The 24,585-nt window shown below is 43.3% G+C and carries 14 protein-coding genes and 1 riboswitch; of the genes, 11 read left to right on the forward strand and 3 right to left on the reverse strand.

Annotated elements, in window-relative coordinates; translation table 11 throughout:
* Window positions 1–309: 309 nt before the first annotated feature.
* The 7 genes from HUJ21_RS03740 (at window position 310) to HUJ21_RS03770 (ending at window position 12,680) form a co-directional block, all read left to right on the forward strand.
* Window positions 310–3,498, forward strand: a complete 3,189-nt coding sequence (locus HUJ21_RS03740; protein ID WP_291367444.1) for a TonB-dependent receptor — start codon at window positions 310–312, stop codon at window positions 3,496–3,498.
* Window positions 3,499–3,525: 27 nt separating this feature from the next.
* On the forward strand, window positions 3,526–5,304 hold the full coding sequence (locus HUJ21_RS03745; protein ID WP_291367446.1) for a RagB/SusD family nutrient uptake outer membrane protein: 1,779 nt from the start codon (window positions 3,526–3,528) through the stop codon (window positions 5,302–5,304).
* A gap of 947 nt (window positions 5,305–6,251) precedes the next feature.
* Complete coding sequence (locus HUJ21_RS03750) at window positions 6,252–7,409, forward strand: glycosyltransferase family 4 protein (RefSeq protein WP_291367448.1); 1,158 nt, start codon at window positions 6,252–6,254, stop codon at window positions 7,407–7,409.
* Window positions 7,410–7,495: 86 nt separating this feature from the next.
* Complete coding sequence (locus tag HUJ21_RS03755; RefSeq protein ID WP_291367535.1) at window positions 7,496–8,311, forward strand: polysaccharide biosynthesis/export family protein; 816 nt, start codon at window positions 7,496–7,498, stop codon at window positions 8,309–8,311.
* A 2-nt stretch (window positions 8,312–8,313) separates the two neighbouring features.
* Entirely contained in the window at window positions 8,314–10,761 is a 2,448-nt protein-coding gene (locus HUJ21_RS03760) for a tyrosine-protein kinase (protein WP_291367449.1), read from the forward strand.
* A 66-nt stretch (window positions 10,762–10,827) separates the two neighbouring features.
* Window positions 10,828–11,874 carry a dTDP-glucose 4,6-dehydratase gene (rfbB, locus tag HUJ21_RS03765; RefSeq protein WP_291367450.1) on the forward strand — a complete coding sequence of 349 codons (1,047 nt, stop codon included), beginning with the start codon at window positions 10,828–10,830 and terminating at the stop codon, window positions 11,872–11,874.
* Between the two features lie 11 nt (window positions 11,875–11,885).
* Window positions 11,886–12,680 carry a thymidylate synthase gene (locus tag HUJ21_RS03770; protein WP_291367452.1) on the forward strand — a complete coding sequence of 265 codons (795 nt, stop codon included), beginning with the start codon at window positions 11,886–11,888 and terminating at the stop codon, window positions 12,678–12,680.
* Between the two features lie 14 nt (window positions 12,681–12,694).
* Here the strand turns inward: HUJ21_RS03770 and HUJ21_RS03775 are convergent, their stop codons facing one another.
* On the reverse strand, window positions 12,695–13,501 hold the full coding sequence (locus HUJ21_RS03775) for an aminotransferase class IV (protein WP_291367454.1): 807 nt from the start codon (window positions 13,499–13,501) through the stop codon (window positions 12,695–12,697).
* 219 nt (window positions 13,502–13,720) lie between these two features.
* On the opposite strand from HUJ21_RS03775, the gene HUJ21_RS03780 reads away from it, so the two are divergent.
* The 4 genes from HUJ21_RS03780 to HUJ21_RS03795 all read left to right on the forward strand — a co-directional run bounded on the left by HUJ21_RS03780 (window position 13,721) and on the right by HUJ21_RS03795 (window position 21,330).
* Window positions 13,721–15,058, forward strand: coding sequence for a TolC family protein (locus HUJ21_RS03780; protein ID WP_291367456.1), 1,338 nt, complete (start codon window positions 13,721–13,723; stop codon window positions 15,056–15,058).
* A gap of 12 nt (window positions 15,059–15,070) precedes the next feature.
* Window positions 15,071–16,372: an efflux RND transporter periplasmic adaptor subunit gene (locus HUJ21_RS03785; protein WP_291367457.1), complete on the forward strand. Its 1,302-nt coding sequence runs from the start codon at window positions 15,071–15,073 to the stop codon at window positions 16,370–16,372.
* A gap of 350 nt (window positions 16,373–16,722) precedes the next feature.
* A complete protein-coding gene (locus HUJ21_RS03790) occupies window positions 16,723–19,872 on the forward strand; it encodes a DUF1553 domain-containing protein (RefSeq protein ID WP_291367459.1) in 3,150 nt (1,049 codons plus the stop codon).
* Window positions 19,873–19,881: 9 nt separating this feature from the next.
* On the forward strand, window positions 19,882–21,330 hold the full coding sequence (locus tag HUJ21_RS03795) for a DUF1501 domain-containing protein (protein ID WP_291367461.1): 1,449 nt from the start codon (window positions 19,882–19,884) through the stop codon (window positions 21,328–21,330).
* 91 nt (window positions 21,331–21,421) lie between these two features.
* Here HUJ21_RS03795 and HUJ21_RS03800 read toward each other — a convergent pair whose 3' ends face one another.
* Together HUJ21_RS03800 and HUJ21_RS03805 are read right to left on the reverse strand one after the other, a co-directional pair.
* The gene (locus tag HUJ21_RS03800) at window positions 21,422–22,600 is read right to left on the reverse strand and encodes an aminotransferase class I/II-fold pyridoxal phosphate-dependent enzyme (protein WP_291367463.1); all 1,179 of its coding nucleotides are present in this window, start codon (window positions 22,598–22,600) and stop codon (window positions 21,422–21,424) included.
* A gap of 134 nt (window positions 22,601–22,734) precedes the next feature.
* Window positions 22,735–22,835: riboswitch (SAM riboswitch) on the reverse strand.
* A 71-nt stretch (window positions 22,836–22,906) separates the two neighbouring features.
* Window positions 22,907–24,106 (reverse strand): porin, encoded by a 1,200-nt coding sequence (locus tag HUJ21_RS03805; protein WP_291367465.1) that lies wholly within the window; start codon window positions 24,104–24,106, stop codon window positions 22,907–22,909.
* Between the last annotated feature and the right edge of the window lie 479 nt (window positions 24,107–24,585).

The following is a 24,585-nucleotide window of genomic DNA, read 5'->3' on the forward strand; positions in this document are numbered from 1 at the left end:
TTGATTTTACCGATACATGTTAATTAATAAACCTAAACTAAACCAATTATGAAAAATCATTCTACTCCTTACTTTTTGGAATGTGCCTCTTTCCTCAAATGCTGTAAAGCATCAGTTCCAATAAAAATATCCTTTATTTAGATTTTCTCACAACTTTCTGATTATCGATTTTAAAATCAATGTTATTTCTTTGAAAAATATCGTTGGTTTAATCAAGTAATCTTAACCGGGTTTTGATTCAATCTATTTGAAAAATGATTTCAATTTTAAACCAATTTAATTTTACACCTTAAACTCAATAATTTGCTTATGTCAAAAATTTACAAGTTATGCAGTATGGCACTGTTGGTTCTTATGGTAAATACGGCTGCCGTTTTTGCCCAGATAGAAGTAACAGGTACTGTTTCGGATGATTTAGGAGATCCATTACCGGGTGCCGCGGTTTTGGTTAAGGGTACTGCAAATGGTACCGTTACGAATTTAGATGGTGAATACACCATAACTGTACCCAATCAGGAGGCAACTTTGGTTTTTTCCTTTTTGGGATTTACCAATTTGGAAGAAGTCGTTGGAAGCAGAACCACAATTGATGTTCAACTGGAACAAGGCGTCAGTGGTCTGGATGAAGTTGTGGTGACTGGCTATGGTTCTCAATCCAGGAGGGAGATTACCGGTGCGGTAACTTCCGTTGATTCGGAAGAATTACTGTCTATACCTGCTACCACCTTTGCACAGCAATTGCAGGGTAGAGCAGCTGGTGTGACTATTGTCAATGATGCCACTCCGGGAGGAGGAGCAACAGTAAGGATCAGGGGTTTTGGTACGATTAACAACAATGATCCTTTATATGTGATTGATGGCGTACCTACCCAAAATCAAGGCAATCTGAATCCAAATGATATCGAATCTATTCAGATTTTGAAAGATGCTTCTGCTGCATCCATTTACGGTTCAAGAGCTGCAAACGGGGTAATTATCATTACTACTAAAAGAGGTAAAGTAGGTAAACCTTCCATTTCTTTTGATGCATTCTACGGATCTCAGACCGCAGAAAGGGGTCCTGATCCACTGAATGCCCGCGAATTAGGTGAGTATTTATATTTGGCCAATGTATATGCGGGAAGAACACCAAGTCATGGCCAGTATTCCTGGGGACCAAATGGTGAGGTAAGTATTCCTGATTATGTGTTTCCCAGTGGAGCCATGGAAGGTGACCCGGGAGTAGATCCGAGTTTATATGCTTTGGAGCCTGGAAATATTTATCCAATTACCAGAGCTGCAGATACCGACTGGTGGGCAGAAACAACCAGATCTGCACCCATTCAAAGTTATCAGATTACTGCAAATGGAGGAACAGAGAATGGAAGATATGCACTTTCTCTAAACTATTTCAATCAGGAAGGGATCGTAAACGATATTGGTTATGACAGGTATTCAGTTCGTGCCAATACCGAATTTAAAGCATTAAATAATCGATTAACTGTAGGAGAAAACCTTTCTGTAACGGTAGGCAATCGAAAAGGTGGATTCGGAAATGGATCTGCTGGTAACAATGCAGAACAAAATGCAGTATTTAGTTCCTCCTTGCAACACCCATTGCTTCCAGTTTATGACATTATGGGTAACTACGCAGGAAGTAGAGGTGCCAACCTGGGTAATAACTTCAACCCAGTTGCGGTTTTGGGTAGAGCCAAAGACAACAGAAACCTTTCCTTAAGGGCTTTTGGTAATGTATACGCACAAATAGATCTGACTGATAATATTAATGTAAGATCCAGTTTCGGGATAGATGCCAATAACAGGCGTGCCTTATATATTGGAAGGCCACAACCCGAATATGTGGAAGGTAACTTTGTAAACAGTTCAACTTCTGAAAACGAGTATTCTTATCAGTGGGTATGGACCAATACCATCAGTTATACCAAGACTTTTAATGAAGTCCATGCTTTTGATGCCTATTTGGGTATTGAGTCGATCAAAGAATTTGGAGAAATTTTTGGTGCCGCCAGACAGCGATTTGCTTTCGAAACCGTACCTGTAATTTCTTATTTGGATCTGGGTGATCCCAATACCGCTACTAACTTTGGCAGGGTAGTAAGTGACTACAGATTGTATTCTCAATTTGGAAAGTTAAACTATTCTTATGATGGCAAATACCTGGTGCAGTTTATCCTGAGAAATGACGGTTCATCCAGGTTCCTTGCTGCCTCCCGAAACGCCACCTTTCCGGCCTTCAGTTTAGGTTGGAGATTATCTGATGAGGCAGCCGTTGCAGAGGCACTACCTTTTGTATCCGACATGAAATTGAGGTATGGGTGGGGTAAAACAGGTAACCAGCTGATTGGTGATTATAACGCCTATACCACTTACAGAACGAATATTTTCAATGCGGGTTATCCTATCGATGGATCTTCTTCTTCTCCTGAATTGGGATTTGATGCCCTGCGATTTGGTAATCCAAATGCCAGATGGGAATCAACAACTTCCAACAACCTGGGACTTGATGTAGAATTCCTGAATGGGAAATACTTTTTTGAATTGGATGTTTGGAACAGAGTGACATCCGATATGTTGTTTGAAATACCTATTAGTTATGGTCATGGTGATGCAACCCCACCTTTCTTCAATGTGGGACAAATGACCAATAAAGGAATTGACCTTAATATAGGGTTGGACGACACTGCCCTTGGAGGAGAATTGAGATACGGTATTTCCGCAAATTATTCCATGTATAGAAACAACGTGGACAATTTAGCTGAAAATGAGGATAATGTTCTTTTCGGTGCCTCTACAAGGGTGCCTTCCGTAACCATCACGCAGTCTGGATACCCAATTTCTTCTTTCTTTGGTTATAACAACCTTGGTATCTTCCAAACACAGGAGGAGGTAAATGCCCATCCGGCCTATGGTTCCTACAATGCAGTAGGTAAGTTTAAAGTTGAAGATGTAAACGGGGATGGTGTTATCACAGATGGAGACAGGACCATAATTGGAAACCCTCATCCGGACTTCGTTTACGGTATCAACCTAAACTTGGGTTACAGAAATTGGGACCTTACCTTGTTTGGAAATGGTTCTGTAGGAAATGATATCTTTAACTACATCAATTACTGGACTGATTTCAATACGTTCCAGGGTAACAAGTCAAAAGCAGCATTGTATGATGCCTGGCAACCAAACAATACGGATGGAACCCTTCCTATCATGGATGCCAACGACCAAATCAGTAGCCGTCCTTCCAGTTATTTTGTGGAAGATGGATCCTATTTCAGGTTGAGAAATGCACAGCTAACTTATAATTTACCAGAAACTACTTTGAGTAATCTGGGGATGAGCAGAGCTTCCATTTATTTTCAGGGACAGAATCTCTTTACTTTGACCAAATACACCGGCACAAATCCGGAGATCCAAACTGGGAGTAACAATACAGTTGGGTTTGACGGTGGTTACATGCCAGTATCCAGAAACTTGATTTTGGGAGTTAATGTTACGTTTTAATCAACCAAAACTTAAAGAAGCAATCATATGAAAAGAATATATTTTAAAATAGCAACTGCTGCTTTGGTAACGGGAGTGATGACGACTTCCTGCCAGGAGGAATTTCTTGAAACAATTCCCCAAGGACAGTTTAGTACCGTGGGCCTTGAGAATGCGCAAGGTGTGGAAGGAATTTTATTAGGTGCCTATGCCATGATAGATGGCTACGGTCTTGACGGACAATCCGGTTGGAACGGAACCATTGACAACTGGGTTTATGGTGGTGTGGTATCCGATGATGCATACAAGGGAACAGATGCCGGAGATCAGCCGGAACAGTCCTTTTTGGAAGCATTTGACTTTCAACCCACCAATCTCCATTTGAGGAATAAGTGGAGAGCCGTTTACAAAGGGGTAGCGAGAACCAATGATGTTTTGAATACCTTAAAGGAGGCTGAAGATGTCACTGATGCTCGAAGATCCCAGATAATAGCAGAAGCCAGGTTTTTGAGGGGCTTTTTTCACATGGAAGCCAGAAAAATGTGGGAGAGGGTTCCTTATATCGATGATGAAACCTTCGAGCTATCTGATTTGGAAAGTAGTAAGGTGCCCAACGATAGTGAAATCTGGCCGGATATCGAGGCGGATTTTGAAGCTGCAATGAACGTTCTGCCCGAAGTTCAATCGGATCCGGGTCGGCCTACCAAATGGGCAGCTCAGGCTTTCCTTGCCAAAGCTAAAATGTTTCAGGGATGGGATCAATCTACCGGAGTAGCCAATACGGCTGTGTTGCAGGAGGCCAAAACGCTTTTGGATGATATTGTAAACAATGGTCCCTTCACTTTAACGCCTACTTTCGAAGAGAATTTTCTGGTAGGAAGAAGAAACAATGAAGAGTCCATATTTGAAATCCAGTTTTCGATTTCCAGTGCCACCACCGCTGCAGCCAATGAGGGTACTACCTTGAACTATCCTTACACGGATCCTTGGGGATGTTGCGGCTTTTATCAGCCATCACAGAACCTGGTAAATGCCTACAAAACATCTGCTGATGGTTTGCCTTTGTTGGATACCTTCAATGAAGTAGATGTGCCAAACGATCAGGGTTTGGCTTGGAATGATCCCTTTGACGCCTATGATGGTCCGTTGGACCCCAGGTTGGATCATACTGTAGGTCGCAGGGATATTCTCTATAAAGGATATAAAATTCATGGCAGTGACTTTATCCGGGATCAAAACTATGCAGGTCCCTATTCTCCGAAAAAGCATGTAGCTGAACCAGAGTTCTTCGGTATTGGCGCCAACCCACGATTGTCTGCCAATAATTACAGGATAATGCGTTTAGGCATGGTAATACTATGGCTGGCTGAAGCAGAAGTGGAATTGGGCAATCTGGAAAGAGCCCGGGAATTGGTCAATATCATCAGGGAAAGAGCTGCAAATCCAGCAGGATTTGTTCCGAATGCCATACAGGGAGCTGAAAGAAATGATTTTACGATTGTAGAAGGAGAACCAGCTGCCAATTATGTAATTTCTACCTATGATCAACCCTGGACAGATGAAGACGTAGCCAGAAAGGCCGTTAGAATGGAAACAAGATTGGAATTCGCTATGGAAGGTCACAGGTTTTTTGACTTACAACGTTGGGGAATCGCAGCAGAAACCATGAATGAATACCTGGAAGAAGAGGCAACAAAGAGAACTTATCTTGGTAATGCTTCCTTTGAAAAAGGCGTTCATGAATATTTCCCTGTTCCTTTGGAAGCAATTGAAAGGTCCTTTAGAGACGGTTCTCCTACACTTACTCAGGACCCTGCTTTTGATTGATTTTAAATAGTATTGAATAATTTAAAAGGTGAGGTTTAACCCTCACCTTTTTTTATGGGAAAGATTTTAGGTGAATAGATACGGATCTCCCAAATTTGATTCATGTGCCGTCATGTTGAATTTGTTTACGAATTTTGGCCTGTAGGATACCACTTTGCAATTTATCCTCCTGCCATCATGGATAATCAAAACCATTCCGGCTGCTTCCTTCTTAGTAGATCGGGATTGATTTTACCAATTCCATCCTCGAAACCGGTTACTTCAATATCCTGACCGAGGAGTTTATTTATAACGGTGCACGTGTAGGTGTGGGAGATTTCAAAAAATGCCTCCCGGATTTGTTTTATGCAGGCAAGGGAGTGCCCAACAGCCTTTATCTGAATCAGGGAGAAAGGAAATTTCGTGATGTTTCAGCCATCTCTGGTGGTTTGATTTGCCTTCCTTTTCAAATGACAGGGAAGCGAAGTCACTGGTACAGTAAATGGAAGCAGGGAAAGAAATGTTTGAAATAGCAGGACAAACCAGGGACAGTCTTTGTGTTTTTGGACACCAATAACATGGAACAACGACGGTCAGTTTTTCCGGAACCGGATGACTTTGCCCTTTGCCTCATACAAGTGATGACGAGACGATCAGAAGGGAATTGCATCATGGTTACGGATTTCTCTCTCAATCTACAAGAATGCTACCTTTACCAGAAAATACAACTGAAATAAAGATATTGGATTATGAAGGGGAATGGCGTGAAGAAAAAAGTAGGACTGTAGATGGATACAAATCCGTAATAACTCCATGATGTATTTTTTAAATTAAATGGCTTATTAGTTATACTTTTGGGTTTTACAGCTCGTTTGTTAAGATGAATTCGTCTTTATCCCGGAGAGATTATTTAAAATTTTTACCGATTTAAAAGGTATATTTGCACTTTTAATTAACAAAACAGCTGAATGCCAAAATTAATCAGGATAACTACCGTTCCTCTTTCCTTAAAACTTTTGCTCAGGCAACAGATGCATTTCATGTCAGCGGCAGGGTTTGAGGTGTTGATGGTCAGCTCAGAAGGAAAAGAATGGCATGATGTTTTAAAAAGTGAAAAAAATATCCGAAAGGAGATTATTCCTTTTACCCGTAAAATCACTCCGTTTAAGGATTTGTATTGTATTTGGCTCCTGTACCAATTGTTTAAAAAGGAAAAACCGGACATCGTCCACAGCCATACACCAAAAGCGGGCTTATTAAGCATGATAGCAGGATGGCTATCCGGAGTCCCTGTGCGCATTCATACCCTGGCTGGTTTGCCTTATGTTTCCAGGTCAAAAGGCCAAAAGAGGCTCTTGGTTTTCATGGAGAAGCTAACCTTTCGTTTTGCCCATGAAGTATGGCCCAATGCACAATCCCTGAAAGACTTTATTATCAAAGAAAAATTAGTAGATCCGGCCAAGGTGAAAGTTATTGGGCATGGTTCATCCAATGGAGTGGATTTAAGCGTTTTCAACAGGAACAACCTACAGGAAAACCATTTGGTTGCAGCAACTATGAGACTTACCCCAGGAGATGATGAATTCCTGATTTTGGCTGTGGGTAGGTTGGTGAAGGACAAAGGTATTGCCAACCTGGTGGAAGCCTTTATCCAATCCAAAATTGTGAACCGGTCAAAACTGGTATTGCTTGGAGATTTTGAGCAAGACCTTAACCCACTGGAAAAAAAGACCATCAATCAAATCAGTGACCACCCAAAAATTGTCCATGTACCCTGGACGGATCATGTGGCGTATTACCTGGCATTGTCTGATGTATTGGTACATCCTTCCCACAGAGAAGGTTTTCCGAATGTCTTACTGGAGGCTGGTGCCATGTGTTGTCCGGTAATTTGCTCTGATATAGCCGGTAACAAAGAGTTGGCCGTTCACATGAAAACGGCTTTGGTTTTTCCCGTTGCACAGGTAGCGGCATTGAAGGAAGCAATGGAGTTTGCTTTTGTAAAAAGGACGGTGATGCAAGGCTTTGCCGAAAGGATGTATGAACGGGTGAGGCTTGATTTTGATAGGAAAAAGGTCCATTCCGAAATTTTGAATGCATATAAGCGTTTGTTGGACAGAAAATAATGTCGATTAAATTAATTGCAGGCTTTAATTTTCTAAACGTCCATATTTAATTAATTTTGAGCGCATATAAATTGAATTTTTATCAAATGAGGTTGATTTCCATTGTGCTGTTTTCTTTGTTTATCACTTCCTGTATCAGTAACAAGAGGATCAACTACCTGCAGAATATCAAGGGAAATGAGCCCATTGCCCTGGATGAATTTATTCCTTATGCAGAAGTAGATTATGAATATGTGTTACAGCCTTTCGATATCATAGATATTGATTTTGCTTCGCCCAATGAAGAATTGTTGAGAGCTTTTGAATACCAGGGTGCCACAGCCGCCAGGGGAGGAAGAGCCGGAGGAGGTGGTGGAGGAGCCATGGATATATTTTATTTTTCAGGCTATTCCCTGGATAAGGACGGTTATGTAAGAATGCCAGTACTGGGCCAAATCAAATTATCCGGCTTGACAGAGGAAATGGCCAGGGACAAGGTCCAGGAAGCCATCAATGTTTATTTTAAAGAAGATGTAGAGGTCAGGTTAAGGATAGGAGGGATTAGGTTTACCACTTTAGGGGAGTTTCAGAGTGTCGGACCTAAAGTCATTCTCAAAAACAGGGCTACCATTTTTGATGCCATCTCCATGGCTGGGGAATCCAGTATTCTGGCAAGGAAAAATGAACTTTTTCTGATCAGGCAGTACGATGGAGGCATGAAAATTCACCAAATTAATTTGAACGACCGGCAATTGCTGGCCTCTCCTTATTATTTCATTCAGCCAAATGATGTTTTATATTTGCAACCCATGAAGATCCGGCAAATTGGTTCTGGAGAAAATATTTCCTCAAGCCTTCAACTGGGGATCTCCATTATTACGGCGATGATGTTTATTTATGGGATTACCTCTGGAATTTTTTGAAAATGGAAAACTTGGATCTATCTCAATTTGAAGAGCAGGAAAAGCCGATTGATATCAAGTATTATATCATCAAATACTTCCGGTACTGGCCTTTGTATGTTTTTTGTATTGTTTTGGGATTGTTTGCCGTTTTCCTGTTCCACCGGTATACAGTGGAAAGATATGAAGTAAAAGGCAGCATGATGATCAAAAGCAATGCTTCACCGGAGGTTAGGATTTTAGACCGGTCCAATATTTTTTCCGGAACAGAAAACCTCACCAATGATATTTTGCTTTTTTCCTCAAAAAACCTTGCCGAAGAGGCTTTGAGTAGGCTTCACTTCGATGTCAGTTATTTTGCCTCTACCAACATCAAGGAAATTGAACTTTATAACAACAGCCCCATCAAAGTGGATGTGGATTGGAGCCATCCCCAATTGGACAATAAAAAAGTAAGGATCCATATTCTTTCGGATTCCACCTTCAAATTGCTGCCTGGCGAAAATATGTTTTTGGACCAATTTTTCATGAGCTATCCTTATGCGGAAGAGGAACAGGCATTCTTTGGAAAGGAATATTATTTTGGCAAGGAAGTCAATGAGGGGAGGGCAAAATTCACCATCCATTTGGTAGACATCATGCGGCAATACGATGAATATGAATTTCTGCTTCATCCCCCGCAAGCGTTGATAGACCAATATGCCGGCGCTGTAAAGGTAAGGCCCCTGGTCAATTACGGGTCGGTCCTTGAGGTAAGCATGGTCACCAAAATAGTGGATAAAGGTAGTGATTATGTCAATGCTTTGATGGATGCCTTTCTGGAGTATGATTTACGTGAAAAAAACAGAATTTCAGAAAATGCCCTGAAATTCATTGAGGAGCAGTTGTTTATTGTAGAAGACTCCCTGAACTCAGTGGAATCCCGGATGCAATATTTTAAAGTAGAAAATAAATTGTTGGATGTCAATGCAGAATTTGGAGGAGTTTTGAACAACATACAACAATTGGAGGAAAGTATACAGTCCATTGACTTCGAATTGGCTTATTACAATACCCTGAAGGATTACTTGATCAGCAAAACGGGCTCCTACGAAGAGATCGTTTCTCCATCGGTCATAGGCATCTCAGACGGTATATTGGGAGAATTGATAAAAAACCTGGTTGCCCTTTCTCTGGACAGAAGAAAACTGCTGGCTGTCGTCCGCGAAACCCATCCGGATGTAGCCGCCCTGGATCAGCAAATTGAGCGTTTAAAGGAAAATATTTTTGAAAATATCGAAAATTTAATTGCCAATACAAAGAGTAAAAAAAGAGAGTATCAAGAGAAATTGAGTGGATTTGACAGACAGTTTTCCAAGCTTCCTCAAGCGGAATCCAGTTATTCCAATATTTTCCGGGAATTTAAGCTTAGGGAAAACCTGTACACCTATTTATTGGAAAAGCGGGCTGAGGCAGGAATTGCAAAAGCATCCAATGTGCCGGACAACAGCATCGTGGATTATGCCAAAAGGGGAGTGCTGATTTTCCCAAAGAAAACGCAAAATTATTCCTATGCCATAGGGCTTGGATTTTTTCTGCCTCTTGGCTTTTTGTTGGTTTTTCATTATCTGAACAACCGGATCATGGATCAGATTCAATTGAAAAACATGCTGAAAATCCCTTTGCTGGGAACCATTGGATATAGTGACAAAGAAACAAATTTGCTGGTAGCCGAGCATCCCAGATCACTTTCATCCGAATCTTTCAGGTCTTTGAGATCTGCCCTGTTTTACATTGCCAGTGAGAAGAAATGTAAAAAAATCCTGGTCACCTCCAGTATTTCGGGAGAAGGAAAAACCTATATCAGCCTCAACCTGGCTTCAGCAATGGCGCTTAGTGGCAAAAGAACCTGTATCATTGGACTTGACCTCAGGAAACCCAAACTTTCCAATTACCTGGAAATCTCTAATAAAAGAGGTTTATCGACTTTTCTCGTGGATAAGGATAAAGCAGAAGATATTATCATCGCTACAAAATTTGAAAACCTTTCTGTGGTGCCTTCTGGTCCGGTACCTCCGAATCCTGCCGAGCTGTTGTTGAAAGATAAAATGGGAGTTTTCTTAGAAAGGCTGGAAGAGGAGTTTGATATTATCGTAATGGATTGCCCCCCGGTAGGATTGGTGTCTGAAACGATGGATCTTCTTCGGTTTTCAGATGTAAACCTGTACATCGTAAGGCATGATTTCACGCATAAAAATCACCTTTTGATGATCAATGATTTGTATGCCAATGACCAGATTAGAAATTTTTATGCTATTTTTAACGGTTTGAAAAGCGGAGGGGATACCTATGATTTTGGAGGGTACAATTACGGGTATGGCTATAATTACTCCTATATGAAGAAAAACAGGTATGGCGATGGGTACTACGAGGTAGAACAAAGGAATAAACGAGGATGGTTGAATAAATTTTTGAATCGTTTTAAGGCCTGAATTATTTTGGGCTTTGTGAAAGCTTTAGGACTTTTGTAAAGTCCAGTCATTTTAATTTTAAAACCTATGAAAAAATCGATTTTGATTACTGGTGGGGCTGGTTTTATTGGCTCCCATGTTGTCAGACTTTTTGTGAATAAATATCCGGAATACCGGATCATTAATCTCGATTGCCTTACCTACGCCGGAAATCTGGAAAATCTGAAGGATATAGAGGACAAGGACAATTATGTTTTTTCCAAGGTAGACATCAATGAAGAGAAGTTATTGGAAAAGGTCTTCAATGACTTTCAGATTACAGATGTGATCCATTTGGCTGCTGAATCTCATGTGGACCGTTCCATTTCGGATCCCCTTGCCTTCGTCAAAACCAATGTGATGGGTACGGTAAACTTGTTAAATACAGCCAGAAATTTCTGGAAAGACCTGGATAACCACCTTTTTTACCATGTTTCTACAGACGAGGTATATGGTTCCCTGGATAATGGAGGGTACTTTACGGAAGACACCCCTTATGCCCCCCAATCTCCCTATTCAGCTTCAAAGGCTTCTTCAGATCATTTTGTAAGGGCCTATGCCAATACCTATGGGATGAAAACAGTCATTTCCAATTGTTCCAATAATTATGGTCCCAACCAGTTTCCGGAGAAACTCATACCGCTTTGTATCCATAATATAAAGGAGAAAAAGCCTTTGCCGGTGTATGGAAAAGGGGAAAATGTCAGAGACTGGCTGTATGTGGAAGACCATGCAAGCGCCATAGATGAGGTATTTCATAGCGGTTTACCTGGCGAGACCTACAATATTGGGGGCTTTAATGAATGGAAAAACCTCGCGATTGTAGAATTGCTGTGCAAAATCATGGATGAGAAATTGGGCCGGCCAGCAGGTGAGTCAGCCAAATTAATCACCTTCGTGAAGGACAGGGCGGGTCATGACCTTCGCTATGCCATTGATGCTAAAAAGATCAATGCTGAACTGGGATGGGAACCAAGCCTTACCTTTGAAGTAGGAATTGAAAAAACCGTAGATTGGTATTTGGAAAATGAGTCCTGGTTAAAAGGAGTGACCTCAGGTGAATACCTCCATTATTATAAAGCACATTACAGTTAATCGATTTTACAATGAAGCAATACCATCAACTGTTACAACATATCCTGGATAATGGTATTCAAAAGGGAGACAGGACAGGAACAGGGACAAGAAGCGTTTTTGGTTATCAGATGCGTTTTGATTTGTCAGAAGGGTTTCCTCTGGTCACTACCAAAAAATGCCATACCCGATCCATTTTTCACGAACTGCTTTGGTTTCTCAATGGAGATACCAATATTGCTTACCTGAAGGAAAACAAAGTTTCCATTTGGGATGAGTGGGCTGATGATAAGGGAGATCTTGGACCCGTTTATGGCTACCAGTGGCGGCACTGGCCCGATGGAAAGGGAGGGGAAATCGATCAGATCAAAAACCTGATCCATCAGATCAAAACCAATCCCAATTCCCGGCGCCTGATAGTGAGTGCCTGGAATGTGGCGGATGTAGATCAAATGGCCCTTCCACCATGTCACTTGCTTTTTCAATTTTATGTAGCTGATGGACGCCTTTCCTGCCAATTGTACCAGAGAAGCGCAGATGTGTTTTTAGGGGTGCCCTTTAACATTGCTTCCTATGCCTTGTTTTTGATGATGGTTGCCCAGGTATGTGACCTCAAACCCGGTGAATTCATCCATACCTTTGGAGATGCTCACCTGTATAACAATCACCTGGAACAGGCAAGGATGCAATTGAGCAGGGATTGCAGGCCATTGCCCCGGGTGGAGCTTAACCCTGAGGTTAAGGACATATTCTCCTTTACCTATGAGGATATCAAATTGATAAATTATGACCCTCATCCCCACATCAAAGCAGCCGTATCTGTTTAGGATTTAAAAAATATTCAGGGCATTTTAAAAATGGAATCAATTTCGTCAATTGGCTGACAATCGAATTGTCGGCCTGCTATTTTTTCAATGTAGCTGATGCCGGCAATATTGCTTACAAAAACCTGATCTGCGTTTAAGAGGTCTTTGGGATAAAAGGAGCCAATCTGACAATCTTTTCCCATCTCTTTTATTTTTTGCAGGATTTGTTTTCTTCCAACACCTGCTATACAATAATTTTCCAGCGATGGGGTAAAGAAAATCCCATTTTTTACCCAAAACAAATTGGAACTCCCTGCTTCGGATATACATCCGTTTACGTCCATCAGGATAACCTCATCCATTTGCTTATCCATTCTTTCCTGGTTTGCCATTACATAGGGCAGGGCATTTAAGGTTTTGCAATTGGCCCAAGGTGAAGGTGGAATTTTGATGGAAGCACAGAAATAAGCCTCTTTTTTAACCTTTGGAGCAGGTTGAAAGTCTGTTAACATCAGCCACTCCGCATGTCCATTTTCAGTTGGGCTATATTTTCCCATTCCGCTTCTGTAGATATTCCACCTTATCCTGTAGGTGGACTGATCTCCCGGAAGATTTTTGACCAGGTCATTTACCAGGTGAATATTGGGATAGGTAAATGGTTGGATTTTCAGACATTGTATTCCAGCTGATAACCTTTCAAAATGATCTTTCCAAAATCGGATTTCTCCCTCCGAATACACCATCGTTTCAAAAATACCATCTCCAAAAAGAAATGCCCTGTTGGCAGGTATGGTATCAATATGTTCATAAACGCCATTAGGGTTCAATATATATTGTCTCATAATCGTACAGTAATATGTTCGAAAACGAACAATTTTTTTTTAACTTTTTCCTTACCACGTTAAAATTAATTAAAAAATAAGGCTATTAGTTGATAATTCTTCGATTAGATGTTTACTTGGTGAAAATTATTCCTTTAGCACCAAATTTGAGTAATCATGTAAAGTTTTACTAACTTTATAATTGAAATCCTTCCCTTATCTTTCAAATTCGCTTAATTTATGAAAAATGTTTTGGGTTTTATTTTTTGTGCCTGCTGTTTGTCTATAGAAGGGTTTGGGCAGGCAACAACAGGCAAATTAACACTTGAGCAAAGTGTGGCTATAGCCTTGGAAAACAATTTGGATCTCAAAAGAGCTGAACTGAATCTCCTGAATGCAGAAGCAGGTCTTTTGGAGACTCAGGGGCAACGTTTACCCTCTTTTTCGATGGGGGCATCTTCTGGGTACCGTTGGGGCAGGTCCATTAACCCGGTGACCAACGATTTTGAAACCAGAAGGATAGGGAATGTCAACATTTCAGGAAGTTCAAATGTACCCCTATTTGCAGGCGGGCAGATTAGTAACAGTATCAAACAAGCGGAAATCAATACAAAGACCAGCAGACTTAATGTTGAAGCCAGCAGGAATGATATCTCACTAAATGCCATCAATTTATTTATCAATGTGGCTTTTTCAAAGGAGCAGTTGAATATTGCCAATTCACAATTGCAAACCAGCAGGGACCAATTGGAAAGGACTAGCAGATTGGTCCAGGCAGGCTCCATACCCATCGCAGACCAACTCGACCTGCAGGCACAAATGGCTACTAATGAGTTAGAGGTAATTAATGCGGAAAACAACCTGAGAATTGCCAGATTAAATCTTTCCCAGTCACTCCAGTTGCCTTTTACCGATGAATTTGACATCATTGTTCCTGAACTGGAAGTGGAGGGGTTGGAAATTGATAATAGAGGAGTTGAACACATCTACAGCGTGGCATCTGGTTACCTCCCGCAAGTGGAGGCAGCGGAATTGGGGGTAGAGGCAGCGGAACTTGGTGTTCGCATCGCCAAAGGGGCCTTTGCCCCAAGCCTTAATTTAAGTGCCAATGTGTTTTCAAACTACGTTGATCAAGCCAATTTTGGCACTGTAGATCCAATTCTGAGTCAATTTGAAAACAACCTTTCTCAATCTGCCAATGTGCAATTAAGCATTCCGGTATTTTCTAATTTCAGGAACAGGGCCGGGATACAAAGAGCAAGGGTGCAGAAGCGGCTAAGTGAAATCCAGGAAACCGAAACCAAAAACCTTTTACGACAGGAAATAGAAACGGCCTATACTGCTGCCTATGCAGCAAAGCAATCGTACCGGAGTTCGCTGCTGCGGGTAGAAGCCCTGCAGGAAGCTTTCCGTATGGCCCAACAAAGATTTGAGGTGGGGGCAATCAATGCCGTAGATTTTCAAGTTGCCCAAAACAATCTCTTCAATGCACAGGCAGATTTGGTAACTGCCAAATATGAATATGTATTCCGCACAAAAGTTCTTGATTTTTATTTAGGAAACCCACTTTCACTTTAATCAGATATAATAATGGCAAAGAAAAAGTCAAATAAATTAATTTTTATCTTATTGGCAGTTGTGGCTGTATTGGTGATTTTTACAGTCGTCGCCAAAAATGCCGGATGGGTGGGTGGCGAAAAACCGATAGCGGTGGAGGTGGGAAAGGTGTCCAAAAAAGCAATTGTAGAAAAAGTGAGTGCATCAGGTGTGGTTCAACCGGAAACAGAGGTGAAAATGAGCCCTGATGTGGCCGGTGAGATCATAGAACTGAACGTCAATGAAGGTGATTCTGTAAGTGTTGGGGATCTCTTGGTTAAAATACGACCTGATAATTTCATTTCAGCCCTGGACAGGGCACAGGCCAACCTCAACCAACAAATGGCCAATTTGGCACAATCCAAAGCCACCTTGAAGCGTTCTGAGGCGCAATTTAACCGGGCAGAATTGGCTTTTAACCGGAACAGTAAGCTTTATGAGGATAAAGTTATATCGGATGCTGATTTCGAACAAGCCAAAGCTGATTTCCTGACTGCCGAAAATGACCTGGAAGCAGCAAGGCAAACGGTCCTGGCAGCTGAATATATTGTTAAAAGTGCGCAAGCTTCGGTGGAGGAAGCTTCTGAAAACCTCCGTTTGACCAATGTTTACTCACCCACAGATGGAACGGTTTCCAGCTTACTGGTAGAAAAGGGCGAAAGGGTAGTAGGGACCGCACAAATGGCAGGTACGGAGATGCTTAGGATAGCGGATTTATCCCGCATGGAAGTGAGGGTAAACGTAAATGAAAATGACATTGTTCGTATCAGTATGCACGATACTACTTTGATTGATGTAGATTCCTATGCTTTTAGTGGGAAAAAATTCTCTGGAGTTGTCACGGCCATAGCCAATTCTGCCAATGAAAAAGCCAGTGCCGATGCAGTTACTGAATTTGAAGTCAGGATAAGGATTTTAAATGACTCGTACAAGGAATTGATTACCAATGATAATCCTTTTCCCTTCAGACCTGGGATGACAGCTAGTGTGGAAATCATTACAGAAAGAAAAGAAAATGTGCTCTCCATTCCTCTGGCTGCGGTGACCACCAGGGCAAACCAAACATTTACTTCCGGGCCGCTGGAAGGAAACCTGAAAGAGTTGGTTTTTTTGAAAGATGGTGAAGTTGCCAGGATTCAGGAAGTGAAGACCGGTATTTCTGATTTTGAGAACATAGAAATTTTGGAAGGCTTGCAGGAAGGCCAGGAGGTCATCACAGGCCCCTATTTTGTGGTTAGTACCCAGCTGGAAAACGACAAACCAGTGAAGTTGTCTGAAGAAGCCGGGTTGGAATAAAAAAGGTTGGCTTCCAGTCTCATGTCAACGTTTGAACGAGGGGAAAAGCCTTATTGGATTTTAAAACAGGTCAAAACACCAAAAATAATATAGCTATTTTTGGTGTTTTGAACGATTGATGTAGCTGAAAGATCCCAGTTGATTACGCGTAGGTTCAGGCATGACTTGACATAAGGATAGTAGGGGGAATTGGGTGATTACAAATAAAATTATTTATAATCTTACCCAGGCACCAAACTTTTTCTTATTTTAGCAGGTGTACCAATATATCCTGCATGTTTTCTATCGTTGGTTTATTTCGCAATAAATGGTTGCTTTTTTTCGCACCACTTATTTGTGCGTTTTTACATTTGGCTTGCAGCCCAAATGTACCTGAGGCTGTTCGTCTCGAAGAGAAAAATATTCCGGAGCAAATCTCCTACAACCTGCATGTGAAACCCATTTTGTCCGACCGTTGCTTTTCCTGTCATGGTCCGGATCCCAATACACGCGAGGCAGGGTTACGGTTGGATACAGAGGAGGGCGCGTACAAAACCCTGCAGGACCGATGGATGGAAAAAGCCATTTCTCCCGGAAAACCCGGAAGCAGTGAAGTTTTTCACCGCATTTTAGCAGATGACCCTTTTCTTAGAATGCCGCCTCCTGAATCCAACCTGTCCTTGTCGGATCAGGAAAAAGCGATTCTGATTCGCTGGATCGAGCAGGGAGCCGAGTACCAGGACCATTGGGCCTATCTTGCACCCGAAAAAGTACCGCCTCCAGTTCCAGAAAATCCAGCCTGGATCAGGAATGAACTGGACGCCTTTATTCTGGACAGATTGGACAAGGAAGGAATATCACCTTCACCCCAGGCAAAAGCAACTACCCTCGTTCGAAGGTTGGCTTTCGACCTTACCGGACTACCTCCCGACTGGGAGATGGTGGAACGATATGTCAAAAATCCCTCTCCCGATACCTATGAAGAGATAGTGGATGAATTAATTGCTTCAGATGCCTATGCCGAACGGATGGCCCTCGACTGGTTGGATGTGGCCCGTTATGCAGATTCACACGGATTACATGCGGATGGTATCCGGATGATGTGGCCCTGGAGGGATTGGGTTATAGAAGCTTTCCGTTCAAATATGCCTTATGACCAGTTTATCCAATGGCAAATAGCAGGAGACATGATGCCGGAGCAGACAAAGGAACAAGTGTTGGCAACAGCTTTTAACCGGAACCATCAAATGACAGCTGAAGGGGGAATCATTGATGAGGAGTACCGCTTGGAATATGTTTTTGACCGGTCTGAGACCACTGCCAAGGCTTTTTTGGGCCTGACCATGGAATGCGCAAAATGCCACGATCATAAATTCGACCCGCTTTCCCAGAGGGATTATTTTAGTTTGGCGGCTTTTTATAACAATATAGACGAAGTGGGCATGACCGGTGACGACAAAAACGCCGGCCCTATGATGCTTTTTTCCGACGAAAAAACAGACCAGGAAATTGCCCGGATCAAACAAAAAATCCTGGCTTTGGAATCCAGGCAGAAAACAGCGTTGGCCAGTCAAATACCTGAAACCACAAGGAATGTGCCGCCCAAAACCCTGGAAAAAGGATTGGTTGCCCGATTTCCCCTGGCTACCCATGAAAATGAATTGACAAGCTCCCTGGACAAGCATTTGGAAGCCAGGGTGTCCGGCAATCCCGAACCGGTTTCCGGTCCCTCCCCCGAAAAAGGTGGCTTGCGTTTCAAGGCCGATTATGATATCATTGAAATTCCGGAAACCGGGCTCTTCGAAATGGACCAGGGCTTTTCGTACAGCATATGGATCAATCCGGAAACCATTGAGCCCTATCGGTTTATTCTGGGAAATATTGGTAATAAAAATACGTATTGGAGAGGCTATGAATTGTACCTGGATAGTTTAAATCAAGTTAACGTCCAATTAATCCATGCACTTCCGCACAATGCACTTCACGTTAGTAGTGGTCTGAAGCTGCCATCTAAAAAATGGACCCATGTTGCATTCACCTATGATGGATCAGGAAAAGGCAGCGGCCTAAGAATTTTTATTAATGGAAAGGAATCGGAAAATAAGGTCGAAAAGGACAATTTGTACAAAAGCATTCTTCCCGTTAATACAAGTTACACTGTAGTGAAAAAAGCACTGCGCCTTGCCAGAAGTTACCGGGTTTTTAGCGGGGATGACGGGATTTATACCGGAAGTTTTTCGGATTTAAGGATTTATGACCGCGCACTGAGTGAGTGGGAAGTGGCCTGGGTTTTTTCTGAAGACGCAGGAAAAGCGATTTCTGGTAAGCCTGCGGCGCTTGTTCACAGTAACTATTGGGACAATGCCGCGCTGGAAGGAATTAGGGATTCTCTTTCCTATTGGCGGGCGTATAAGTTGAAATTGATGGAAGGAATAGAGGAGGTGATGGTCATGCAGGAAAGGGCATCGCCACGGAAGACTTTTTTGTTGGAACGAGGTGCTTATGATGCGCCGGGAGAGGAGGTGCAGCCGGCCGTGCCCGAAGTGATTTCAGGATTCTCTCCTGAATGGCCAAATAATCGTTTGGGTCTTGCCAAATGGCTTACCAGTCCGGAAAATCCCCTGGTAGCCAGAGTAACAGTAAACCGGTACTGGTACCGTATTTTTGGCAGGGGTATCGTGCCCACTGTGGATGATTTTGGTAGCCAGGGGCAAATGCCCAGTCATCCCGAATTGCTGGATTGGTTGGCTGTGGACTTTATAGAGAATGGGTGGGATGTAAAATACCTGATAAAAAAGATGGTAATGTCCGCGACTTACAGGCAGTCCTCAGCGCCTACCGAGCCCTTGTTGGAAAAGGATCCGGACAATGTGCTGTTGGCAAGGGCTCCACGGAGCCGGTTGCAGGGTGAGTTTATACGGGACAATTACCTAAAATCCAGTGGCCTATTGGTGCACCAGATTGGAGGCCCCAGCGTGAAACCTTATCAGCCCCCAGGTCTTTGGGAAGAAAAAGGCGAATTTTCTTATTTCCTGTACAATTATGAACAGGATACTGGTGAAGATTTATACCGAAGGAGCATGTATACGTTTATTCGGCGTACAGCCCCACCGCCTGCAATGACCACTTTCGATGTACCTAACCGGGAGGAGTGCCAGGTGTCCCGGCAGGAAACCAATACCCCGTTGCAGCCGCTGGTGCTTATGAACGATCCGCAGGTAGTCGAGGCAGCCCGGGTACTCGCAGAGAAGATGCTTCAATCTGATGAATTGGAGCAGCAGTTGGTGGTGGGTGTAAGGAATTCCTTGGGCAGAGATCCCGACAGGGAGGAATTAGCCGTGCTGAGCAGTATGTACCTCTCCGAATTGGAGCGTTTTGGAAATGATTTGCCTGCAGCTCGCGATTTACTGGCTGTGGGAGAGTATCCGGTAGATTCCCGAATTCCAGCTGAAAAAACTGCTGCCATGACCATGGTTGCAAGCCTGTTGTTCAACCACTACGAATTTTATACCAAAAAATAAAAAAGCAGCATGGATTACTTATGCCAACATACCAACAGCTATTCGCGAAGGGAATTTTTGAGTAAAACAGGTTTAGGTTTGGGTGGATTGGCCCTTTCTTCCCTGATTGGTCCTTTGGATCTGAAAGCGAACAGTATCGAAGCATTGAATGATCCGCTGGGTACACACTTTACTCCCAAAGTCAAACGGGTTATTTATTTGTTTCAAAGTGGTGGTCCTTCACAGTTGGAGTTGTTTGATTATAAGCCGGAACTGATAAAAAGGAATGGGGAGCAATTGCCGGATAGCGTACGGCAGGGACAGCGACTTACCGGAATGACTGCCGGCCAGAAATCCATTCCCATGGTAGGTTCGGTCTATGATTTTAAACAACATGGTGCCTCTGGTGCCTGGGTAAGCGAGCTTTTGCCGCACATTGCCGGGATAACAGATGAGATTTGTATGATCAAATCCATGTTTACAGAGGCAATCAACCATGATCCGGCAATCACCTTTTTTCAGACAGGCTCCCAGCAACCTGGCAGACCTTCTATTGGCTCCTGGGTGAGTTATGGGCTGGGGTCGGAAAATGAAAATCTTCCGGCATTTTGTGTTTTGCTTTCACAGGGGAAACAAGGTGCGCAACCGGTTTACAGCCGGTTATGGGGCAATGGTTTCTTACCCAGCTTGCATCAGGGCGTTCAGTTTCGTTCGGGCAAAGACCCGGTCCTGTACCTGAATGATCCACCGGGTATTTCCGGCAGGGACCGACGAAATTACCTGGACCATTTGAAAAAGCTATACGATTTGGAATATGCCCAATCACAGGATGCGGAAATCAACGCCAAAATCGCCCAGTACGAGATGGCTTACCGCATGCAGACCTCTGTTCCGGAAACCATGAATATCTCTGATGAGCCAAAGCACATTACGGATATGTACGGGCCCGATGTCCACCGGCCGGGAACTTATGCTGCCAATTGTCTGCTGGCGAGAAAACTGGCCGAAAAGGATGTAAAGTTTATTCAGCTATACCACAAAGGTTGGGATCAACATGGTAACCTGCCCAAAGACATTCAAACGATGTCGCAAAGCATGGACATGCCGACAGCCGCCCTGATTCGTGACCTGAAGCAGCGGGGTATGCTGGAGGATACCCTGGTGATTTGGGGCGGGGAGTTTGGCCGGACCAGCTACTCCCAGGGCAGGCTTAGCCCGGAGAATTACGGCCGTGACCATCATCCCAATTGCTTCACCATGTGGATGGCCGGTGCTGGGGTAAGAAAGGGCATCTCCTATGGCGAAACTGATGATCTGGGATACAATGTGGTCCGTGACCCTGTTCATGTCCACGACTTTCAGGCTACCCTTTTACACCTGCTTGGGGTGGACCATGAGAAACTGACATTCAAACACCAGGGCAGGCGGTACCGTTTAACGGACGTACACGGCAAGCTTGTCAAAGGTATTCTCGCTTAGTGTCACTTCAGAGCTAATCCCAAAGCTATTTTGGAGTGACTTATGAGCGCTCTCCCCATTTATTGTTGATATGTTGGAGCCACTGCCAATGTTATGTTTTTGACCCTTCCAGTGCCCGTTCAATATCCAGAATGATATCGTCCACATGTTCCAAGCCAACGGACAGCCTTACCAAACCGTTAAGAATGCCCACTCTTTCCCTTTCTTCCTCGCTGAGTTTACTATGGGTGGTAGAGGCGGGATGGGTGATGATGCTCCTACTGTCGCCAAGATTAGCCGTTACTGTTATCATTTGCAATTGATCAATGAATCTTTTGGCTCTGGCCAAGCCTCCCTTAAGGGTGAGTGTGATGATACCTCCTCCATGTCGCATTTGCTTTTTTGCCAGCTGGTATTGGGGATGGGAGGGGAGAAAGGGATATTTCACCATTTCTACTTCCGCATTACCTTCAAAATACTGAGCTATTTTTAAGGCATTTTCACAATGCCGGTCCATACGGACCGCTAGAGTTTCCATGCTCTTGGCCAGCACCCATGCATTGAATGGGGAAAGCGATGGCCCGGTATGCCGCATGAAAAATTGTACCTCATCAATCAACTCCTTTTTGCCCAGGATAAGACCTCCGAGCACCCTTCCCTGTCCATCGATAAATTTGGTAGCACTGTGGGTAACGATATGTGCGCCCCATCTGGCGGGCTGCTGCAGATAGGGGGTAGCAAAACAGTTGTCCACTACCAGGATCAGGTTGTGGGCATTGGCGAAATTGGCAATGAATTCAAGGTCAATTATCTCCAACCCCGGATTGGAAGGGGTTTCGATAAATATCATTTTGGTATTGGAGCGGAGTAGTTTTTCCCAATTGGCTATGTCGGCTATATCACCATAGGTGTGGGAAATGCCCCATTTCGGGAAAACCCTTGTCAATAATTGATGGGTAGAGCCAAAAAGGGACCTTGCCGCCAAAATATGATCACCTTGTTGCAGCAGCGCCGCCATGCTGCCAAACATCGCTGCCATCCCCGAGGCGGTGCAAACCCCGTTTTCTGTTCCTTCGGCAGCACATACTTTTTGGATCAGGTCACTGGTATTGGGGTTGGCATAACGGGAGTAAATGTTACCTGGAATCTCATCGGCAAACATTTGCCTTGCTTGCTCTGCGGAATCAAAAACAAAACTGGAGCTCAGGTAAATCGGAGCGGAATGTTCCCTTTGATCGGAAGAGGAAGCATTGATACGGACGGCCTGGGTTTCAAAATTTTTATCTGACATGAATGGTTTTTTCTGGATTACAAGATATAGCAAATCCCTGCCAGTCATGCGTAAAGACCTGACGGGAAATTAAGCTGTTCGGATTGGAAAATCTAAGGGGAGTTTGAAATACTGAATATTGCGTCATAAAGCCTAATTTATCGGTCCCTATTGGGCAGGTATTGGCACCTTTCCTGTTCCCGGAAGGTTGCCAGAGGTTCACTGAGCCTGTTCTCTCACCTCTTCTTTATAAATCAGTCACCTGAAATTTATGCAAATAAACAGACTGCCGGCCTTTTATCCAAATCCGGAACTGGTTTTAGGCTGTTAAAATGAAAAATCATACTGTATCCTGAAGCGCCAGCCGCTCGCCTCACGGTTTACTGATTTTTGCTCAAAATCAAAATGGGTGATATCGGCAGTAAGTTTGTTTTGGTGGCCATTGAAGAAACAGTTGAAAGCCAAAGAAATTTCCTCCTCATTGTTCATTTCCAGGGCGCTGTTTGGTTGGTAAAAGGCATAACGGGAAGCCAATTCGAGCAGGGGCTTATTTTTATCCCTCGCATGTGGATTGAGAATAAAACCACCCTGCACAAACCATCCCTGCAATTTTGTCAATTCCTGCAATTGATTGTCAAAGATGCTTTTGCGGTGAAATTCGCTGTGCCAGCTAAAGCTTTTGTACTTCAATGTACTTTCCAGCAGGTATTGGTCGATTTGATATTGCCCGGGATTGCTCCCTTCGAACCCCACAAGTTGCCCTCCCCCCTGAGAGGAATAGCGAGTATATTGACTGGTATTGGTGGCCCCTGCCCAGGCCAGCGACGCTACCGGTTTTTGGTGATGGGTTAATGCGGATCCAGACATCGCTACGCCATCTCCCAGGATGTTCCACTGAAGGCGGCCGGAATACATCAAATTCTGGTCGTCGTTGTTCCTGGCACCTATCCCGGTACCGGTCAACACCATCAGGTGATAATTGAAATCTGCCAATCCGCCGCCATCCCATCTGCCATATAATGTGACACCCTGCTGCCTGTCCAGGGTAAAGGGTCTGTTGATGATAGAGCGCTCCATCATTTGTTGATTGCCACTGGATATTACCCTCTCCCGGGTGTATTCGGATTTCCATTGCCCTACTTTAAAACTCAGCCAGGGCCATTTTTCTACCATTACCCGGAAATCCAGTAACCTTGAAGCACCAAGTTCGTATTCAAAATAATATTTAAGCCAGGGCTGGTAGGCATGTCCACCTACCTTAAGTCTGGCCCGGTTTATTTTAAACAGGTTTTGTTTCTGCTCAAAAAAATCGTCATACGTGATTGGATCCTGGTCACTCGGTGTGGCAAAACGAAACTGAAGCCTGCCGCCAAAATTGAGCTGGTATTTGCCATCTGCGGAGGAAAATTGAAATCCCCGGGAGCCATAGCGAACAGTCTGTTCCGGGATAGAATCGTTTTCTCCATGAAAAGCAAGCGCAAAGTGGGGAAGCCACACAAAGAAATACAACCAATTTTTATATTTCATGCCAGCCGAATATTAATTTCTAAAAAGTAAATCGGCTGCTTTTTCAGATAGGGGAGTACAAAGTTTCGGATAGTGCAAAGGGTGGTAAGATTAAGCATATATTAATTGAATATTACCTAATTGTTAATTTCCCTACAAAGTTAATGATACAAAATCAAAGACCAATGGTTTCTTGCAATTGAAAGGGGATTCCAGGAAGGTGAATAAGGTGAGGTTTACCTAATCTAATAACTTGAGCTCGAATCTAGATAAGGTTTATAGAATTGGTTACAAAAAAAGAAAGTAAAATATCCAAATTGCACAAAATCTTTCTGTTGCAGCGGAGGGCAGTGCCTGTTCCGACCAGACTCGGGGGGGGATTTTTTCGGTAACATCTTAAAATATCGATTCGTCAATTGTTACTTATTTTGAAATCTTCACAGATACCAGGCATTTGATTTCAGAGTGAAAAATACCCTTTTAAAAAACACGGCGATCGT

The organism is Cyclobacterium sp. (genome assembly GCF_014762705.1).
In the GTDB taxonomy this organism is placed as follows: Bacteria; Bacteroidota; Bacteroidia; order Cytophagales; family Cyclobacteriaceae; genus Cyclobacterium.